Genomic DNA, 18,494 nt, shown 5'->3' with positions numbered 1-18,494 from the left:
CAGGCAATACAAGCCCTCCAGCCCGCTGCTCATTTTTCGACCAACACCTGTAGCCGCTGCCGCAGGCGGCGATCGACCGGAACGGTCGCTGGCGTCGGCACTGGCGCTGGAGGTCCTGCGGACCTATCGCAGCCTGCGGCAGCGGCTACAGAAACGGGGGCCGGTCGCGTCATCAGGTTGTCATCAAAAGATGGGTGCCTTACCCCCAATCTCTGTGGAGCGGCTTGTGGATAACCTGAGCGCAAGCCTCTGCAGCCCATGGGATATAAGCCCTGCAAAGCACTGAACGTTTTTTGATCAGCCCCCTGCATAAGCCACTGCGGGACGCATGGAGCATTGGCGACGGGCCGGCCTCGGGTAGAATGCCCGGCTTATTCCGCCACGCCACCGCCCGCCATGACCTTATCCCGCACCACCCTGCCCCATCACGTCGCCATTATCGGTGGCGGCCCCGCCGGCCTGATGGCGGCCGAGGTGCTGAGCCTGGCGGGCCTGCGCGTCGATCTCTACGACGGCATGCCATCGGTAGGCCGCAAGTTCCTGCTGGCCGGGGTCGGCGGCATGAACATCACCCATTCCGAGGCCTACCCGGCCTTCCTCTCGCGTTATGCCGAACGGGCCCCACAGATTGCCCCGCTGTTGCGCGAGTTCGGCAGCGAGGCGTTGTGCCAATGGATTCATGGCCTGGGCATCGAGACGTTCGTCGGCAGCTCGGGCCGGGTGTTCCCCACCGATATGAAAGCCGCGCCGCTGTTGCGCGCCTGGCTCAAGCGTCTGCGCGATGCCGGCGTGGTTATCCACACCCGCCATCGCTGGCTCGGCTGGAATGTCGATGGCAGCCTGCGCATCCACAGCCCGGAAGGCGAAAAATCGGTCCAGGCCGACGCCCTGTTGCTGGCGCTGGGTGGCGGCAGCTGGTCGCGCCTGGGTTCGGATGGCGCCTGGATGCTGCCGCTGGAGCAGCGCGGCGTGCAACTGGCGCCCCTGCAACCGAGCAACTGCGGGTTTGAGGTGCAGGACTGGAGCGATCTGCTGCGCAGCAAGTTCGCCGGCGCCCCGCTGAAGAACGTAGCCATTGGCCTGAACGACGACATCCCCCGCCTAGGCGAATGCGTGATCACCACCACCGGGATCGAGGGCAGCCTGATCTACGCGCTATCGGCACCGATTCGCGAGGCAATCAACAAGCACGGCACCGCTACGGTGCATATCGACCTGTTGCCGGGCAAACCCCATGACCGGATCCAGGCCGCGCTGAGCAAGCCACGGGGCTCGCGCTCCATGGCCAAGCACCTGCACAGCCAGGTGGGCATCGATGGGTTAAAAGCCGCGCTCTTGCGTGAGCTGACCAGCGCCGACTGCTTCGCCGACCCGGCGCTGCTGGCCAAGGCGATCAAGGCCCTGCCGTTGACCCTGGTGAAAACCCGGCCCCTGGACGAAGCCATCAGCAGCGCCGGCGGCGTGACGTTCGAGGCCATGGACCAACGCCTGATGCTCAAGCAATTGCCCGGCGTGTTCTGCGCCGGGGAGATGCTCGACTGGGAAGCGCCCACCGGCGGCTACCTGCTCACCGCGTGTTTCGCCAGCGGGCGGGCAGCGGGGGTGGGGATGCTCGAGTGGTTGCGGGAAAAGGCCTGAGGCCGGCCTACGCCCTGTAGCCGCTGCCGAGCGAAGCGAGGCTGCGAACGGCCGCGCAGCGGCCGCCAAAGCAAACGACCCGGCTTCTCCAGGAGAACCGGGTCGTTTGGTTTTACGAGGACTGCGTCCTCGATCGCAGGCTGCGCCAGCGGCTACAGGAGCGGTGTTGATCGCTTACGGCTTGCGCTTGCGCGGCCCGGTATTGAACGCCGGCACCTTGCGCACCGGTTTCACCGCCGGGGCTTCGGCCACTTCGCCGCTGTCCACCCACTTGCCCAGGTTGCGCTTGCCGCCACCGCCGGAAGTCTTGGGTTTCTTCGGTTTTTTCGGTTTCTTGATCACCTGGCCGCTGGCGTCGGTTTCCGGCACCCGGTGCTCCGGGATGAAGTCCGGCTCGTCATGGCGCTTGAGGGTCTGGCGGGTCAGCATCTCGATGGCCGACAGCAGGTTCACTTCATCGGCGCACACCAGCGAGATCGCCTCACCGGTGGAGCCGGCGCGACCGGTGCGGCCGATGCGGTGGATGTAATCCTCGGCGACGATCGGCAGGTCGAAGTTGACCACCAGTGGCAAGTCCTCGATGTCCAGGCCACGGGCCGCGACATCGGTGGCCACCAGGATCTGGATCTCGCTGGCCTTGAAGCGGTCCAGCGCCCGCTGGCGGGTGGCCTGGGGCTTGTCGCCATGGATGCCGTCGGCGTTCACGCCCTGGCCCTGCAGCCTTTCCACCAGCGCGTCCACGCCGTTGCGGGTCTTGGCGAACACCAGCACCTGCTTCCAGCGGTTCTTGCGCAGCAGGTGGCTGAACAGCTCCGGCTTGCGCTTCTTGTCCACCGTCACCACCCATTGCTTGACGGTGTTGGCGGCAACGTTGCGCGGGCTGACTTCGATGCTCAGCGGGTCGTTGAGCATCTGCCCGGCCAGCAGGCGGATGTCATCGGAGAAGGTCGCGGAGAACAGCAGGGTCTGACGCTTTTTCGGCAGGGCGCGATAAATGTTCGCCAGCTCTTCGGAAAAGCCCAGGTCGAGCATGCGGTCGGCTTCGTCCAGCACCAGGGTCTGCAACTGGTTGAACTTCAGCGCGTTCTGGCGGAACAGATCGAGCAGGCGGCCCGGCGTGGCCACCAGCAGGTCAACGCCGCCGCGCAGCTTCATCATTTGCGGATTGATGCTGACGCCGCCGTACACCGCGTAAGTGCGCAGCGGCAGGTTCTCGGCGTACTGGCGCACCGCTTCGTGCACCTGTTCGGCCAGTTCGCGGGTCGGCACCAGAATCAGGGCGCGCACCGAGTTGGCGGAGACTTTCGGCCCTTCCATGGCCAGCAACTGCAACAGCGGCAAGGCGAAGCCGGCGGTCTTGCCGGTGCCGGTCTGGGCCGCGGCCATCAGGTCGCGACCGCCCAGCACCGCCGGAATGGCTTGCGCCTGCACCGGTGTTGGGGTCTGGTAGCCAAGCGTTTCGAGGGCGCGCAGCAAGGGTTCGATCAGGCCAAGAGTGGCGAATGTCATGGGGATACCGTAGGGAAATTGTCAGCGCAGGTGTGCAATGGGCGGCAGTTTACCCTAATTCAGGTGGGTTTCTTTCGGGCTGACGAGTTGCCCCGCAACAGGTCGCCAGCGGGCGGGCATGAAGAATGCGGGTGGACGCGCCTTGAGATACGGGAGGAGAATTCAGTCCCTTTTTTCCCTATTGCACCTTTGAAGATCCAGGAGCCTGACCTGTATGGATACGCCCAACCCCTTCCAGACACCGACCGCCGAATTGCAGACCCCGGCGGCGACTGCGCCATTGCGCCTGTACAGCATCAACGCTGTCGGCCTTGCCACATTCCTCGGCACTTCCGTGGCGGGGTCCTACATGATCGCCGCCAACCTCAAGGCGCTCGGCCGTGAAAGCGAAGTGAAGAAGGCCTGGTACATCGGTATCGGCCTGCTCATCCTGATGATGGTGCTGGGCGCGGTGCTACCGGAAAGCGTTCCAGCCGTGGTCTTCGTACTGCCACCGATTTTTGCAATGAACACCTACGCACGCCAGCTCTTCGGTCCAGTCGTTATCGAACACAAACTCAGCAAGGGGCCTTTCTTCTCGTTGTGGCGCGTCGCCGGGATCAGCCTGCTGTTCATGCTGGCCTTCGTCGTGGCGCTGATACCGCTGGTGATGCTGTTCAACCCGGCCTGATTACGGCTGGCTGGAACAAAAAACGCCGGGCAATGCCCGGCGTTTTTGCTCGCGCGCTACCCGGCACTCTCAAGCGGAGGCTTCTTTCAGGCATCACGTAAAAATACCTTGCGCCCGGACACCGAGCGTTTCGGACGGGTACGAAAAGCCGCCGGGTCAATGTACAGGGCAGTGACCCACCGCCTATGATCCCGGCCGCCGGCACACCTCCTTATTCATCACTTACCCGCACAGGCGCTCTGTCGATCCCGATCGACTGGGGGGCGTCCGTGCGGTTTCAGGAATGGTTATGCCTCGCTTCAGATTGACCGCGTTTTCCCGCGCCCACCGCCTTTACTGCACCAGCCTCGCGGCGGCCGTACTGTTTCCCGTGAGCGGCGAGCTACTGGCCCAGGAGACCGGCTCGCAGGCTCCGGCCGCCCAGAGCGGCCCCTTCATCAACCTCCAGACCCTCGCCCCGGGAGCCCGCAGCACGGCCGAGGTCGGCACCCAACGCCTGCAACAGGAAACCGGCCTGAGCATCCGCAGCCTCGTGCCGACCACGGCCGATGGCTTCAAGGACCTCAGGGTGCTGGTCGGCAAGACCCATAGCCGCAGCTTGCAGCCGGAGGACGAAATGATTGTCGCCAGTCGTGCCGATGGCAGCTTCGTCGCGCTGTTGCCGCAAGCCAATGCGATCATTCGTGGCACCGCCGATGGCCAGCAGTCGCTGTTGCGCTTCGACGGCCCGCAACGCCCGGCCCATGCCCAGGACTCCCTGGAAGCCCCGGGCAAGGAGCAGCCCAACCTGCTCGAATCGCGCAGCGGCCAACGCAGCTATCAGCTTGATCGCAGCGCCAACGGGGACATCCTCATCGACCTGCTGGCAGGCTTCTCGGAGGCGTCGGCCAGGTTTATCGGTGACCCCGAAGCCTATGCCCTGGCGCAGGTGGTGGCGGTCAACCGCGCCGTGCAGCAATCGCAGATCCAGGGCGTGCGTGTACGCCTGGTAGGTACCCAGGTGGTCAGCGATGACATGCCGATCACCACGGGCTCCCTGAGCCAGGTCAGCAAAGTGTTCGCCGACGGCATCAAGCAGTACAGCCCGGACCTGGTCGCCAGCTTCGTGCGCGGGGTCCCAGGCCAGGACACGGCGGTCGGCTGGGCCTACGTCAACGGGCGCTACTCGATCAACTACATCAATGGGCCGACGGTGTTTCGCCATGAACTGGCGCACAACATCGGCGGCAGCCACTGCTCGGACGGCAAAAGCTACCGCTTCGGCTATAACAACGGCCGGGTCGGCACCATCCTCTGCGGCAACCAGGTGCCCTACTACTCCAACCCGGATCTCAAGGACAGCCGTGGAGTGCCGCTGGGCGATGCGCAGACCGCGAACATGGCCAGGGTCTGGCGCGAGAACGCGGCGAAGATCTCCGCCTACGCGCCTGCCGTGGTGCCCCTGGCCGACGAGCAAGCCACACCCTTGCTGCAACAGTCGGTCGATCTGGCCAAGGACGAAATACGCTACTTCCCCCTGGACGTCCCCAGCGGCACCCAGCGCCTGGTGTTCAGCGTGACCCAGGGCCCGCAGAACGAGTCGTCGAGCAAGGTCCAACTGCTGCTCAAGCAGGGCAGCCAGCCAAGCGTCAGCGACTATGACTACCGTTCCCTGGAAAACAACGGCGTGGCCCTGGCGGTCAACGATCCGCAGGCCGGCCGTTGGTACCTGGCGTTGCGCGTGGAAAAGAACAAGAGCGTGGCCGGCATGGTGATCGAGGGTCACGCCTTCGCCACCCAGAACGAAACCGTCAAGGCGCGTTATGTGCGGCTGGTGGCCAATTCCTCGGTGGATGGCAAGGAAGGCGCCAGCATCGCCGAACTGCACCTGGCCGATGCCCGCGGCAAATCCCTGCCCCGCGGCTGGCGCATCCACTCCGCCAGCAGCACCCAGGCCGGTTCGCCCGGCAGCAACATCCTCGACGGCAACCCCAAGTCCTACTGGGCTTCGGCGACCGGGGCCGGTTATCCCCATCAACTGGTGATCGACCTGGGCACCGAGAGCCGCTTCTCCCAGTTGCATTACCTGCCACGCCAGGACCAGGGCCTGAGCGGCAATATCAAGGATTACCAGGTGTATGGCGGCGCCGGCCCGGACGGTCCGTGGACGCTGCTCGCCGATGGCGAATTCAGCGCCGACAACGAGGTCAAGTCCGCCGCCCTCAAGCCGGTCGACGCCGATCTGCCGCCGGTGGCGGTGATTCATGGCAAGACCGAGGCCGAGGCCGGTCAGCAGGTAGTCCTGGATGCCTCCGCGTCCAGCGACCCGCAGGGCAATGCCCTGAGTTACGCCTGGGAAGTGACGCCGGCCCTGGACTTCAGCTTCGACGGCCCGCGCCTGAGCTTCAGCGCTCCCGAACGGGCCAGCGACACTCGCTACCGCTTCACGTTGAAGCTGAGCAACGGCAAGCAGAGCAGCAGCGCCAGCCATGAAGTGCTGGTCAAGGCCGGCGGCAACGCGGCCAGCTGCCAAGCCCAGTGGGAAGCCGGCAAGGTCTATACGGAGAAAAACCAGGTGCAGCACAAGGGTCGCCAATACATGGCCCGCTGGTGGGTACAGGGCAGCGAACCCGGCAATCCGAACTTCACCGGCGCCGACGGCAGCGGCAAGGTGTGGAAGGATCTGGGGCCATGCGACAATGACACTCAGGTCGAGCCACCGCTACCGAGCATCAACGGTGCGACCCAAGCCAAGGCCGGCGAGCAGGTCCGGCTCGACGCCTCGGGCTCCAGCGACCCCGCGGGCCTGCCCCTGGAGTACCGTTGGAGCGTCACCCCGAGCCTGAGTTTCCAGGCCAACGGGCCGCAACTGACGTTCATCGCGCCGAAGACCGGCAAGGACGCCAACTACCGCTTCAGCCTCGAACTGAGCAACGGCCATCACACAGTGGTCAGCGAGCACAACGTGAAGGTCAGCGCCGAGGAAGGTGGGCAACCCAGCCTCTGCCTGGGGCAATGGAACGCGAATAACGCGTACCTGGCCGGCAACAAGGTCAGCCACAACGGCCACTTCTATACCGCGCGCTGGTGGACCCAGGGCAATGAACCGGGTAACCCGGCGTATACCGGAGGCGAAGGCAGCGGCAAGGTCTGGCGCGACGAAGGCGCCTGTAACTGATGCCCCTGTAACTGCCCCCCGGGCGAACGCAGCGCGCTCGCCCGGGGGTTCAGGGCAATCACGACCACCAGTGTCAGGCGGTCGTTTCTTCCGCCAGCACTTTCACTTTCGGTCGGCTCCACTGCGGCAGGCCGATCAACACCACGGCACTGATGATCACCACCATCGCCAGCGCCTCCTCCAGGCCGATGGTCTCGCCGACAAACACGATCCCCAGCAGCACCGCTACCGCCGGGTTGACGTAGGCATAGCTGGTGGCCGCCGCCGGACGCACATGCTTGAGCAAGTACATGTAGGCGTTGAAGGCGATGATCGAGCCGAAACCGATCAAGTACGCCAGGGCTGCCCAGCCTTCGATCGGCGGAACGGCGGCCAGTTGCTCGCCGCTCAACCAGCTGCCGATCAGCAGCACCACGCCGCCCACCAGCATCTCGACGGCACTGGCCATCGCCCCTTGCGGCAACGGCAGGTGCTTGCTCCACACCGAACCGAAGGCCCAGGCCGCCGCCGCGAACACCAGCAAGGCCGCGCCGGTCGGGCTCGACTGCAGGTTGGAGCCGAGGTTGAGCATGGCGATGCCGATCAGCCCGAGGACGATCCCCGCCCATTCCAGGCGAGTGTTGCGCGCACCCCAGAAGTAACCGCACAGCAGGGTGAACAGCGGCACCGTGGCCACCGCCAGGGCCGCCACTCCGGACGCCACGCCCATGTGTTCGGCGACAGTGACCGCGCCATTACCGCAGCTCAGCAGCAGGATGCCGATCACCCCCGCCGCCCGCCATTGCGCCCAGGTCGGCGCCGGCGCCCCGCGCCAACGCAGGAAGCCGTACATCAGGCTGCCGGCGATAACGAAACGGATGCCGGCGAGCATCAGCGGCGGCCAGTATTCGACACCGATACGGATCACCAGGTAGGTCGACCCCCAGATCACGTACAACGCAAAAAAGGCGGCAATCAGGGGCAAGGGAAAACGGCGTAGGCCAGGCATGGGAAGCTCGAAGACAGGACGAGGGAGAGGGTTATTCTAGAAAGCCGGCCGGCGGAACTTAAGTTACAAAACCTGTTTAAAGCATCGGTACACTTTTCAAAACATGGAGATTCTGGCTATAAACCATGCTTTCGAAAGTCGCTGAGTTTGGGAGCCTTATCATGGATAAATATGACCGCATGCTCCTCGCCGCCCTGCTGGAAAATGGCCGGGCGAGCTACGCGGAGCTGGCGCGCAAGGTGAACCTCTCCGCCCCCGCCGTGGCCGAACGGGTGGCCAAACTTGAAGCCAGCGGAGTGATCACCGGTTACCAGGCCAAGGTCGACCTGGCCAAGCTCGGGCTGCCGATCCAGTGCGTGATCGAACTGCGCATGGCCCAGCACGGCAATCAGAAGGCCTACGACGAACTGAGCCGGATCCCGCAACTCACCGAATGCCAGCGGGTCACCGGCGATCCGTGCGTGATCATGCGCGCCGCCGTCGGCTCGATGCCGGAGCTGGAAGAGCTGATCAACCGGGTGGCGAAGTACGGGTTCAGCAAGACCTCGATCGTGCTCTCCAGCGCCATCGAACAGCGCGTGCCGCTGGGGCATCTGGAGAGCAACGGCAAGTGAACCCGGCCAGCACCGATCTGTAGCCGCTGCCGCAGGCTGCGATAAGGCTCGAAGAGCCTTCCGAGGCCCTCAAGAGCGCGTCTCCTTCGGAGCCGATCGCAGCCTTCGGCAGCGGCTACGGGAGTCAGGCGCCGCGATGGCGCTTGAGGTGTTCGCCGATCTTGGCGGCCGGCACTTTCTGCAATTTGCACAGGAAATCGTGGGACAGCTCGCGCAGCCCGTGTTTCTGCCGCAGCTCCAGCGCCAGGTGGGCGGTGAGGTTGGCGGCCATTTCCGCATCGGCCATGGCCCGGTGAGCCTGGCCGGTATGGGGCAGGCTGGCGAACGTGGTGAGGGTGCCGAGCTTGTGGTTGGGCGCCGCCGGCATCAGCCGTCGGGCCAGCAACAGGGAACAGGCGAAGTTCTGCAAGCGGGTGCGCTTGATCCGGCCGAGTTCGTAGTCCCAGAACTTCTGGTCGAACGCAGCGTTGTGCGCCAGCAGCGGCGTGGTGCCGACGAACTCGTTGACCTCGTTCATCACCTGCTCGGCCGGCGGCGCGCCGCGCAGCATGGCGTTGCTGATGCCGGTCAGTTGTTCGATGAAGGCCGGCACCCGCACGCCGGCGTTCATCAGGCTCTGGTAACGCTCGACGATGCGCCCCTGCTCAAGGATCACCACGGCGATTTCCGTGGCCCGGCAACTGCTGCTCGGGGAGATCCCGGTGGTTTCAAAGTCGATGACTGCGATGCGTTCCAAACCTGTCCAGCTCCGTACAAAAAATAGTCAGCTCAGCTTTTGAGCAGTAGTGCGCCTTCGATTGGCACGTAGCGCGTGGCCGCGCGAATCAGCGAATTGGCGGTCAGCCCCGGCACGCCATAGGCCACCGCTTCGACCCCGTGCTTGCTGATGATGCGCTCGAGCAACAGGTCGAAATCGCCGTCGCCGGAGGCCAGCACCACTTCGTCGACATGGGCCGCGGCGTCCATGATGTCGATGGTGATACCCACGTCCCAGTCGCCCTTGGCCGAGCCGTCGCTGCGCTGGATATAGGGTTTGAGTTTTACCGTGAAGCCCAGGTTGCGCAGGATCTGCTGGAACTGCTGCTGCTTGCTGTCGCCCCGGTCGATCGCATAGGCGTAGGCCTCGACTATCTGCCCCTGCTGGCTGATATCGGCCCACAGGGCGGCATAGTTGAAGTGGCAGCCATAGGCCTGGCGCACGGTGTAATAGAGATTCTGGACATCGGCGAACACAGCGATTTTTTTCACCGCTTATCCTCATGGCGCTCACGCGCGCGAACTGGGCCGGGACTCAACCCTGAAAAGTCGCCCAGTATGCCAGCCAGAAGGAAGGTTCCGCGAATAATCGGTCCGGGACGCTGTTGCGTTCCGGACCGATGGCGGATCAGACGAAGGAATCGTCGTCGGAAAAGAACGAGCTGTCGTCGTTGCCGTAGTCGGCATCGCTGAAACCACCCTGGTCGTTGTTGCCCCAGGAGTCGTTGTTGGCCATACGCTGCTCGTCATTGCCCCAGCCACCCGCGTTGTCGCTGGCGGGCGCCGGTTCTTCCTTGATCACTTCGACGATTTCCTGCGGCTGCTGGTTGCCGTGGAACAGGCTGCTGAGGCCTTGCGCCAGCATCACGCCACCTGCCACGCCGGCGGCGGTTTTCAGCGCGCCGCCGAGGAAGCTGCTGCCAGCCGCGGCCGGAGCCTGCTGGGGTGGCGCGGCATAGTTTTGCTGGGGATAGCTCTGTTGCGGGTAGTTCTGCTGCGGCTGCGGGTTGAACGCCGGCCGCGCCGGTTCGCGCCAGCCACCACCGGACGAGGCCGGAGCGCTTTGCGTCGGCGCCGGCTGCGGATCGCGGGAACCGCTACCGAAGATGCTCGAAAGGAAGCCGCCACCGCTGCTGGGCGCCGGCGCCGCGGCCTGGGATCTGGCCTGCTGCAACTCGGCCTGCAGTTGCTGGACTTGCTGGGTGAGTTGCTTGTTCTGCTCGTCGAGGCTCTTGATTGCCGCCTCTTGCACCAGAATCGCCTGGGTCATGAAATACCCGGCGGCAGGCTGCCGGGTCAGATGCTCCTTGATCCGCGCCTCGGCCTGGGCGTCGCGCGGGGCTGAATCCTTCTCGGCTTGCTGCAACCGTGAAAACAGTCCATCGATCAGGGTTTGCTCTTCGCTGTTCATGGCGACCTCTTTAGATTGCCGGTAAAAAACGGGGCCTTGTCGTCATGCACAAGGTGCAACCAGTAATGGGGCTGCCCGGCGAGCTTTCAATGGCCTTTACCTAACGTTTACGTTTGCTCGCCCCGGGGCTGCATCGGTTAAAGTGTCCAACCGCTTTTTGTGATCTGCGATAACCACTGATGAATCCGTTAACCGTTCTGCGCGACTCCCTGTACTTCTGCCAGCGCAACCTGGGCCGTATCGTCCAACTGTGCCTGCCGCTGGTGGTCCTCGAAGCGCTGCTGCAGCAGGCGGTCGACAGCTCGCTGGGCCCCGAGGCCTTTCCCGGCTACAGCGTGATCGTCGGCCTGTTGATCTACCCGCTCTACACCGGGGTACTGATCCTGTTTCTCGATGCCCGCAGCCGTGGCGAATCGCCATTGGCCCGCGACCTGCTCGCCGCGACCGTCAGCCTGTGGCCGCGCTTTGCCTTGCTGACCGCCATCAACACCCTGCTGATCCTGCTGGGTCTGTCGCTGTATTTCCTGCCCGGGCTGTGGCTGATGGTGACCCTGGCCTTCGCCGAATACCTGCTGGTGCTCAAGGGCCTGCAACCGCTGGCCGCGATCAAGGAAAGCTTCCGCCTGACCCGCGGACACTTCCTGCGGATCCTGGTCTGCATCCTGGCCGTGATGGCCCCGCTGTGGGTACTCAAGGGCGCCAGCCTGGCGGCCTACCCCGAGCCGGGTCCGATGCTGTCGCTGCTGATCGAAAGCGCCCACAGCTTCCTGCAATTGTTCACCAGCGTGGTGGTATTCCGCCTGTTCATGCTGATCGGCGAGTCGCCTGACCAGCAATGACCCCGGGGGCCGACCGCTCTACCCCTTGGGCCGCGGTCCCGCTCTCGGTTATGCTCGGGCTCAATCCAGCAACGCCATAAGCCGAGCCGATGCCCCGTCTATTTCGCTTCATCCTCCTGGGCCTGCTGATCAGCGCAGGCCTGTTGTCAGCCCTGGTCTACAGCCTGACCTGGCGCCCCGACGCCAAGGAGTCGCTGCCGGTCGCCTGCACGGGCAAGGTGCCCAGCCTGGTGCCGGGCCAGGCGCTGAAGGTAATGACCTGGAACGTGCAGTACCTGGCAGGCAAGCGCTACGTGTTCTGGAACGACCAGGCCCAGGGGCCGGACGAGCGCCCGACCCCGGAAGACATGGCCTTCAGCCTGGACGAAGTGGCCCGGGTGATTCGCGATGAACAGCCGGACATCGTGCTGCTGCAGGAGCTGGACGACGGCGCCAAGGCCAGCGACTACCAGGACCAGCTCAAGCTGCTGCAGGAACGCCTGACCGACCTGTATCCGTGCAGCACACAGGCCTTCGACTGGAAGGCCGACTTCGTACCCTCCCCGCACATCTTCGGCAGCGTCGGCCGGCAACTGGCGACCTTGAGCCGCTACCGCATCGAACACGCCGAACGCCTGCAATTGCCGGTGCCCGAGGCCAATCTCCTCAGCCGCCAGTTCCAGCCGAAAAACGCCGTGCTGGTGAGTTACCTGCCGTTAAGCGACGGCGGGCAGATGGCGGTGCTCAACACCCATCTGGACCGCGCGACGAAACCCGACGACACCCTGCAAGCCCAGGTGAACGCGGTCACCAGGATCCTCGACCGCTTCGAAGCCCGTGGCACGCCCTGGCTGATCGGCGGCGACTTCAACCTGCTGCCCCTGGGCCAGTACCAGCGTCTCGCCCCCGAGCAACGCACGCCCTACTCCGCCGACAGCGCGTTGCACACGCTCTGGGACAAGTACCCGATGATTCCCACCAACAACGAGGCCAGCGGCATCGACCGCGCCCTGTGGCTGACCCACTACCCCAACGACCCGACCCTGAGCGGCCCGGATCGCACCCTCGACTACCTGTTCCACAGCCCCCGGCTCAAGCGGGTCGAGGCCCAGGTACGGCAGGACGACACCCTGCGCATCTCCGACCACCTGCCACTGATCGCCCGCTTCCTGCTGCCCGCCGCGTTGTAGCCGCTGCGGCAGACTGCGATAAGGCCGGAACGGTCGCTGGCGTCGGCACTGGCGCTGGAGGTCCTGCGGACCTATCGCAGCCTGCGGCAGCGGCTACGGAAACGGGGCCTGTGGCGTCATCAGGTTGTCATCAAAAAGTGGGCGCCTTACCCCCAACCGCTGTGGAGCCGCTTGTGGATAACCTGCGCGTAAGCCGCTGCACGTCAGGCAATACAAGCTCTCCAGCCCACTGCTCACTTTTCGACCAACACCTGTAGCCGCTGCCGCAGGCTGCGATCGGCTTGGGCGGCATTCCGACGCAGCGGACGCAAAACCTGAGTCCGCGTCCTGACATGAACCGGATGGCGAGCGCTACGCGCTCGATCGCAGCCTTCGGCAGCGGCTACACACTGGTTACTTGCGCGGTTTGGCGCGGGCCGTGGCTTCGGCCACCAGCGGGTCGTCCGGCCAGTAGTGTTTCGGGTAACGGCCCTTGAGGTCTTTCTTCACCTCGGCGTAGGTGCTGCGCCAGAAGTTCGCCAGGTCCTGGGTGACCTGCACCGGCCGCCGCGCCGGGGACAGCAGGTGCAGCTTGACCACCTGCCGGCCGCCAGCGATCCGTGGTGTTTCTGCCAGGCCGAACAACTCCTGCAGGCGCACCGCGAGAATCGGCGGTTGTTCACTGTAATCAAGGCGGATCGACGAGCCGGACGGCACCGTCAGGTGGTGCGGCGCCAGCTCGTCCAGGCGCTGCGGCAACGGCCAGGGCAGCAGGCTGTGGACAATGCTGGCCAGTTCCAGGTTGGCGAAGTGGCTGAGGCGCGAAACCTTGCCCAGGTACGGCAGCAGCCAGTTTTCCAGGCTCTTGAGCAGCGCCGCGTCACTGACATCCGGCCACTGGCTTTCGCCCTTGGCCTCTAGATCGAGCTGGCGCAACAAAGCCACCCGGGCCTGCCACTGGCGCAGCTCCGGGGTCCAGGGCAACAGTTCCAGGCCCTTGCGCCGCACCAGGTTGACCAGGGCCTGGCAGCGCGCCGCCTCGTCCAGGCCGGTCAACGGCTCGCGGCTGAGCACCAGTTCGCCGACCTTGCGCTGGCGCTCGGCGCGCAACACACCTTCGCGCTCGTCCCAGTCAAGCTGATCGACGCAGCGCACCTGCTCGGCCAGGACCGAGTCGAACAACGCTGGGTCGAAATCCGCCGCCAGGTAGATACGCTCTTCCCGCTGCCCCTGGCGACTGCCCAGGTCGGCGATCACCAGCCAGGGCTGCTTCATCAGGCTGTCGGTCTCGCTGAACAGCGCCGCGCGGCCGTTGGCCAGCCGGTATTCGGCGCCGCCGGGGCGACGTTGCTGGGCGACCCGATCCGGATAGGCCAGCGCCAGCAAGGCGCCCAGCCAGCGCGGGTGATCCGGGTCCGCCACCGCCTGGCTTGGCTGGCCGCGCAGATAACCACGGTATTGCCGGGCCAGTTGCCGAGCCCGCTGGACCCCGCCCTGGGCGCCACGGGCCGCGCGCTCTTCGCCCGACAGCAGCACCAGGCGGCTATGCAGGTCGGCACCGCCGCCACGCAGGATGTCGCGCTCGCCGAGCAAGGCGGCGACGTCGCAGGCCATGTTCGCCAGCCCCAGGGCCTGACCCCGCAACAGCAGATGGGCAATGCGCGGATGGGCCGGCAACTCGGCCATTGCCTGGCCATGAGGTGTCAGCTTGTAGTCCTCGCCAGCCTTGGCCGTCAGCGCTCCGAGGCGTTCGAGCAAGTCCTGGGCCTGGGCATAGGCCGCGCCGGGCGGCACATCCAGCCACACCAGTTGCGCCGGTGTCACACCCCAGCGGGCCAGTTGCAGGGCCAGGCCCGCCAGGTCCGCCTGGAGAATCTCCGCGCTGCCATAGGCCGCCAGTTGTTCATGCTGGTCCTGGGACCACAGGCGATAGCACACGCCCGGCTCCAGGCGCCCGGCCCGACCGGCGCGCTGGGTGGCGCTGGCCCGGGAAATACGCAGGGTGTCGAGACGGGTCATGCCGCTGCCCGGGTCGAAACGCGGCACCCGCGCCAGCCCGGCATCGACCACCACGCGCACGCCGTCGATGGTCAGGCTGGTCTCGGCGATATTGGTCGCCAGCACCACTTTGCGCTTGCCCGGCGGGGCCGGCTCGATGGCCGCGCGCTGCGCGGCCAGGTCCAGTTCACCGTGCAGCGGACAAAGCAGAATCTCCGGGCGCTCGCCCAGGGCGTCGGCCAACTGCTGGTGCACCCGACGGATCTCGGCCTGCCCCGGCAGGAACACCAGGACGCTGCCGCTTTCATCGTTCAGCGCTTCAAGAAGGGTCTGCACCAGCCGGGGCTCGATGAACTCGCCCGGCTGGAAGGGCCGCCCCCAGCGCACATCGACCGGGAACATGCGGCCTTCGCTGCGCAGGATCGGTGCGTCGTCCAGCAGCCCGGCCAGGCGCTCGCCTTCCAGGGTCGCCGACATCAGGAGGATTTTCAGCGGCTGCTCGTCACGGAACAGATCGCGGCCATTAAGGCTCAAGGCCAGGGCCAGGTCGGCGTCGAGACTGCGCTCGTGGAATTCGTCGAAGATCAGCAGGCCGACGCCTTCCAGCGCCGGATCGTCCTGCAGGCGGCGGGTCAGGATCCCCTCGGTAACCACCTCGATGCGGGTGTTCGGGCCGACCTTGCTATCCAGACGGATGCGGTAGCCCACGGTTTCGCCGACCTTTTCCCCCAGTTCGCTGGCCAGCCGCTCGGCCGCCGCCCGCGCCGCCAGGCGCCGCGGTTCGAGCATGAGAATGCGTTGTCCGGCCAGCCAGGGTTCGTTCAACAGGGCCAAAGGCACACGGGTGGTCTTACCGGCGCCGGGCGGTGCTTCGAGCACGGCCTCGTGGCGTGTCGCCAGGGCTTCACGCAGGGCGGGTAAAACTTCATCAATTGGCAAAGAATTCATACTGGCTCCCAAACAGAGGCGCGAGTATAACGGCGAACTGCCTGGCGTTAATCACGGTCTGAATTCATACCGGCAACGCTTCAGCCTTGCTCTTTCGTGTCTGTTCAGGAGATTTACATGCGTATTCCTTTCCGCATCATCGGTGGCGTCCTGGTTGCCACCCTGCTGACTCAGCTCACCGCCTGCGGCTCGATCTTCTTCCCCGACCGACGCGGCCAGATCGACGGCAAGATCGACCCGCTGGTAGCCGTGCTCGACGCTGTGGGCCTGCTGTTTTATGTGATCCCGGGGCTGATCGCCTTTGGCGTCGACTTCGCCACCGGCGCCATCTACCTGGAACCGGGCAAGACCGCGCAGGTCGACCCGCACAAGCTGCAGCAAGCCATAGGCGCCGACGGCCAGGTCGATAACCACAAGTTGCAGGCTATCCTCGAAAGCGAGCTGGGCCGCAGCTTCCCTCTGGACGATCCACGCCTGATCCAGCACAAGGGCAGCGCGCAGCAGCTGGCCCTGTACGGTCTGCAACCGGCAGCCTGACCCTCGCGTTTCTTGAAGGAACAAGCCTTGTATGAGCAGTAGCCCGGAACACGCACGCCTGTTGCGCCTGGCCACCCGCGCCTCGCTGGCGGTGGCCAGTATCCTGATCGTGGCCAAGGCCATCGCCTGGTGGCTGAGCGGCTCGGTCAGCCTGCTGGCCGGCCTCACCGACTCGCTGCTCGATGGCGCCGCGTCGTTCCTCAACCTGCTGGCCGTGCATTACGCCCTGCGCCCGGCCGACGAAGACCACCGCTACGGCCACGGCAAGGCCGAGTCGCTGTCGGGCATGGCCCAGGCGCTGTTCATCGCGGTGAGCGCGGTGCTGATCGGGGTACAGGCCGTCGAACGCCTGCAGAACCCCGAACCGCTGGGCGCGCCCTGGATCGGTATCGGCGTGATGCTGTTGTCGCTGGCGCTGACCGTGGCGCTGCTGATGGTGCAACACCGGGTGATCCGCGAAACCGGCTCCACCGCGGTACGCGCCGATTCGCTGCACTATCGCTCCGACCTGCTGCTCAATGGCAGCATCCTGCTGGCGCTGGTGCTGGCCAGTTTCGGCTGGCAGCAACTGGATGCCTGGTTCGGCCTGGCAATTGCCGTCTACATCCTGTGGAGCGCGATCCAGATCGCTCGGGAAAGCGTGGCGGTGCTGATGGATGAGGAACTGCCGCCCGAGGTCAGCCAGCACATGCTGGAACTGGTATGTGCCGTGCCCGGGGTACTCGGCGCCCATGACCTGCGCACGCGGATTTCCGGCAACCACTGGTTCGTGCAACTGCATCTGGAATTACCGGGGGAACTGACCCTGTCGGTGGCCCACGGCATCAGCGATCAGGCCGCCGAGGCGATCCATGCGGCCTATCCGCGGGCCGAGGTGCTGGTGCACGCCGACCCGCAGGAAGCGGTGCTCGCCGCCCGGGCTCAGTAAGTCACCTGATAGCCGCGCGAGCTCAGGCAACCGCCCTGGGCCTGGCGGTAGGTCTGGACCACCTGAGGCGCCGGGGGATAGGTCATCGCCGCCGGGTCGAAGCCGCTCTGCTGCACCGCCCAGCGATAACAGTCGTAGCGGTCCTGATTGATCTGCTGCGGGCTCTGCCCGCTGACCGGGTAGGCCAGCACGTTGTAATCATTGCCGGCCTGCGGCGGCGGGCTGGCCACCGGCGGCTCGACCACTACGTACTGCTGGGTACTGGCCTCGTAGATGTAGTAGGCGCCCGCGGCCAGGAAGAACAGCGCGCTGCCGATCCATACCTCGCGCGCGTAGTCCGGCAGGTAGGCCACGCGAATCCCGTAGGGTGGGCGCACCACAACGTAACGCGGCCCCTCTGGGCGGTACCAATAGCCGCCGGAGAAGTAATAGTCCCGGCCGCGATAAGGCACACGGTAATGCCGGTCCGGAAAACGATCGATCACATAACCCGGCCGATATTGCGGGCCAGGCCCCCAGCCATTGCCACGACCCTCCGGACGGCCCGGCCAGCGATAGTCATAGGGACGCGACCCCCCTCCGCCGGCCTGCCAATGCGGGTTGTAGTCGTTGCGGCGCGGGATGTCCTGGTAATAACCCTGGCGCGGTTCCTGGGTCTGGCGGACGGTATCGGGGCGACCCTGGATCGGCAGGTTGGCGGACGGCTGTGCCTGTCGTTCCCGCCCTTGATCATTCGGCCCGTGGTTCTGCCAACGCCCGTTCTCGACGTTGCGCTCGAACTGCTGGCTGTTGTCGCCGCGAATGATTTCAGTCTGCTGGCGCGACTGATGGCTTTCGCCTCGCCCCTGGCCGTTTCCCGGATACCCGTCGTCACTGCGCTGGCCGCCATTGGACCAGCCACGGCCGTCATTGCGGTCATCGGCAAGCCCCTGCGCACTGACGCTCACACAGAGCAAACCAACACCTGCCAAACGCCAGATGCGCGATTTCATGCTATTCCTCACTACGGATGGGGGCCTGTAGATAAGACTGGAAAAGCCCAGGCCGGTTCTGCCACAGGTTATCAGTCGCAACACTTATTTATTGAGGCGCCACGGGATATTTCCTGGCGCGCAGGCAATAAAAAAGGGGGACCCGTCGGTCCCCCTTTGAGAATTTCGTCCGTGCTCGACGCTTATGGCGCCGGCTCACCTCACGCCGTCTTCTGGACAGTGTGTAGCCCGGGGGCCGGCTCAACCCTGTGGGATTGGCGGCCGCGGCAGGCCTGATTCGGCGGGCCGCAGTGGACTCTATGTCCGGGCAGTGATTCTGGTGATAAGAATAGGCCTGGGGCGCCGACAGAGGATTGCGAAG

15 protein-coding genes are annotated in these 18,494 nt (G+C 65.2%); 8 read left to right on the top strand and 7 right to left on the bottom strand.

Annotated elements, in window-relative coordinates; translation table 11 throughout:
- Nucleotides 1–396: 396 nt before the first annotated feature.
- A complete protein-coding gene (locus tag BM019_RS23485) occupies nt 397–1,638 on the top strand; it encodes a TIGR03862 family flavoprotein (RefSeq protein ID WP_092420664.1) in 1,242 nt (413 codons plus the stop codon).
- A 174-nt stretch (nt 1,639–1,812) separates the two neighbouring features.
- On the opposite strand, the gene BM019_RS23480 is transcribed toward BM019_RS23485, so the two are convergent.
- Nucleotides 1,813–3,147 (bottom strand): RNA helicase RhlE1, encoded by a 1,335-nt coding sequence (locus BM019_RS23480; RefSeq protein WP_007930755.1) that lies wholly within the window; start codon nt 3,145–3,147, stop codon nt 1,813–1,815.
- A 214-nt stretch (nt 3,148–3,361) separates the two neighbouring features.
- On the opposite strand from BM019_RS23480, the gene BM019_RS23475 reads away from it, so the two are divergent.
- Entirely contained in the window at nt 3,362–3,817 is a 456-nt protein-coding gene (locus BM019_RS23475; protein WP_092420661.1) for a hypothetical protein, read from the top strand.
- Nucleotides 3,818–4,106: 289 nt separating this feature from the next.
- Complete coding sequence (locus BM019_RS23470; protein WP_092420658.1) at nt 4,107–6,974, top strand: discoidin domain-containing protein; 2,868 nt, start codon at nt 4,107–4,109, stop codon at nt 6,972–6,974.
- Nucleotides 6,975–7,047: 73 nt separating this feature from the next.
- Here the strand turns inward: BM019_RS23470 and yedA are convergent, their stop codons facing one another.
- Nucleotides 7,048–7,962, bottom strand: coding sequence for a drug/metabolite exporter YedA (gene yedA, locus BM019_RS23465; RefSeq protein WP_009045765.1), 915 nt, complete (start codon nt 7,960–7,962; stop codon nt 7,048–7,050).
- A 161-nt stretch (nt 7,963–8,123) separates the two neighbouring features.
- On the opposite strand from yedA, the gene BM019_RS23460 reads away from it, so the two are divergent.
- Nucleotides 8,124–8,576 carry an Lrp/AsnC family transcriptional regulator gene (locus tag BM019_RS23460; RefSeq protein ID WP_007930752.1) on the top strand — a complete coding sequence of 151 codons (453 nt, stop codon included), beginning with the start codon at nt 8,124–8,126 and terminating at the stop codon, nt 8,574–8,576.
- A 124-nt stretch (nt 8,577–8,700) separates the two neighbouring features.
- Here the strand turns inward: BM019_RS23460 and BM019_RS23455 are convergent, their stop codons facing one another.
- The 3 genes from BM019_RS23455 to BM019_RS23445 all read right to left on the bottom strand — a co-directional run bounded on the left by BM019_RS23455 (nt 8,701) and on the right by BM019_RS23445 (nt 10,743).
- Nucleotides 8,701–9,312 (bottom strand): 3'-5' exonuclease, encoded by a 612-nt coding sequence (locus BM019_RS23455; protein WP_053281051.1) that lies wholly within the window; start codon nt 9,310–9,312, stop codon nt 8,701–8,703.
- Between the two features lie 32 nt (nt 9,313–9,344).
- A complete protein-coding gene (locus BM019_RS23450; protein WP_007929138.1) occupies nt 9,345–9,824 on the bottom strand; it encodes an NYN domain-containing protein in 480 nt (159 codons plus the stop codon).
- Nucleotides 9,825–9,960: 136 nt separating this feature from the next.
- The gene (locus BM019_RS23445) at nt 9,961–10,743 is read right to left on the bottom strand and encodes a DUF2076 domain-containing protein (RefSeq protein ID WP_007929140.1); all 783 of its coding nucleotides are present in this window, start codon (nt 10,741–10,743) and stop codon (nt 9,961–9,963) included.
- 179 nt (nt 10,744–10,922) lie between these two features.
- On the opposite strand from BM019_RS23445, the gene BM019_RS23440 reads away from it, so the two are divergent.
- The gene (locus BM019_RS23440) at nt 10,923–11,582 is read left to right on the top strand and encodes a DUF7847 domain-containing protein (RefSeq protein WP_092420655.1); all 660 of its coding nucleotides are present in this window, start codon (nt 10,923–10,925) and stop codon (nt 11,580–11,582) included.
- A gap of 89 nt (nt 11,583–11,671) precedes the next feature.
- Nucleotides 11,672–12,751 (top strand): endonuclease/exonuclease/phosphatase family protein, encoded by a 1,080-nt coding sequence (locus BM019_RS23435; RefSeq protein WP_092420652.1) that lies wholly within the window; start codon nt 11,672–11,674, stop codon nt 12,749–12,751.
- A 393-nt stretch (nt 12,752–13,144) separates the two neighbouring features.
- Here BM019_RS23435 and hrpB read toward each other — a convergent pair whose 3' ends face one another.
- Nucleotides 13,145–15,676 (bottom strand): ATP-dependent helicase HrpB, encoded by a 2,532-nt coding sequence (gene hrpB, locus BM019_RS23430; protein WP_092420649.1) that lies wholly within the window; start codon nt 15,674–15,676, stop codon nt 13,145–13,147.
- Between the two features lie 117 nt (nt 15,677–15,793).
- Here hrpB and BM019_RS23425 point away from each other — a divergent pair, with 117 nt between their 5' ends.
- Both BM019_RS23425 and BM019_RS23420 read left to right on the top strand, forming a co-directional pair.
- On the top strand, nt 15,794–16,213 hold the full coding sequence (locus tag BM019_RS23425) for a hypothetical protein (RefSeq protein ID WP_007927053.1): 420 nt from the start codon (nt 15,794–15,796) through the stop codon (nt 16,211–16,213).
- 31 nt (nt 16,214–16,244) lie between these two features.
- Nucleotides 16,245–17,141, top strand: a complete 897-nt coding sequence (locus BM019_RS23420) for a cation diffusion facilitator family transporter (RefSeq protein ID WP_085534548.1) — start codon at nt 16,245–16,247, stop codon at nt 17,139–17,141.
- Here BM019_RS23420 and BM019_RS23415 read toward each other — a convergent pair.
- Nucleotides 17,135–18,133, bottom strand: a complete 999-nt coding sequence (locus BM019_RS23415) for a DUF6515 family protein (protein ID WP_062824499.1) — start codon at nt 18,131–18,133, stop codon at nt 17,135–17,137. The genes BM019_RS23420 and BM019_RS23415 overlap by 7 nt on opposite strands.
- Between the last annotated feature and the right edge of the window lie 361 nt (nt 18,134–18,494).

It is taken from the genome of Pseudomonas sp. NFPP07 (assembly GCF_900115645.1).
Taxonomy (GTDB): domain Bacteria; phylum Pseudomonadota; class Gammaproteobacteria; order Pseudomonadales; family Pseudomonadaceae; genus Aquipseudomonas; species Aquipseudomonas chlororaphis.
Note: the sequence above shows the minus strand (reverse complement) of the source record. Positions and strands in the feature narration are given on the sequence as shown.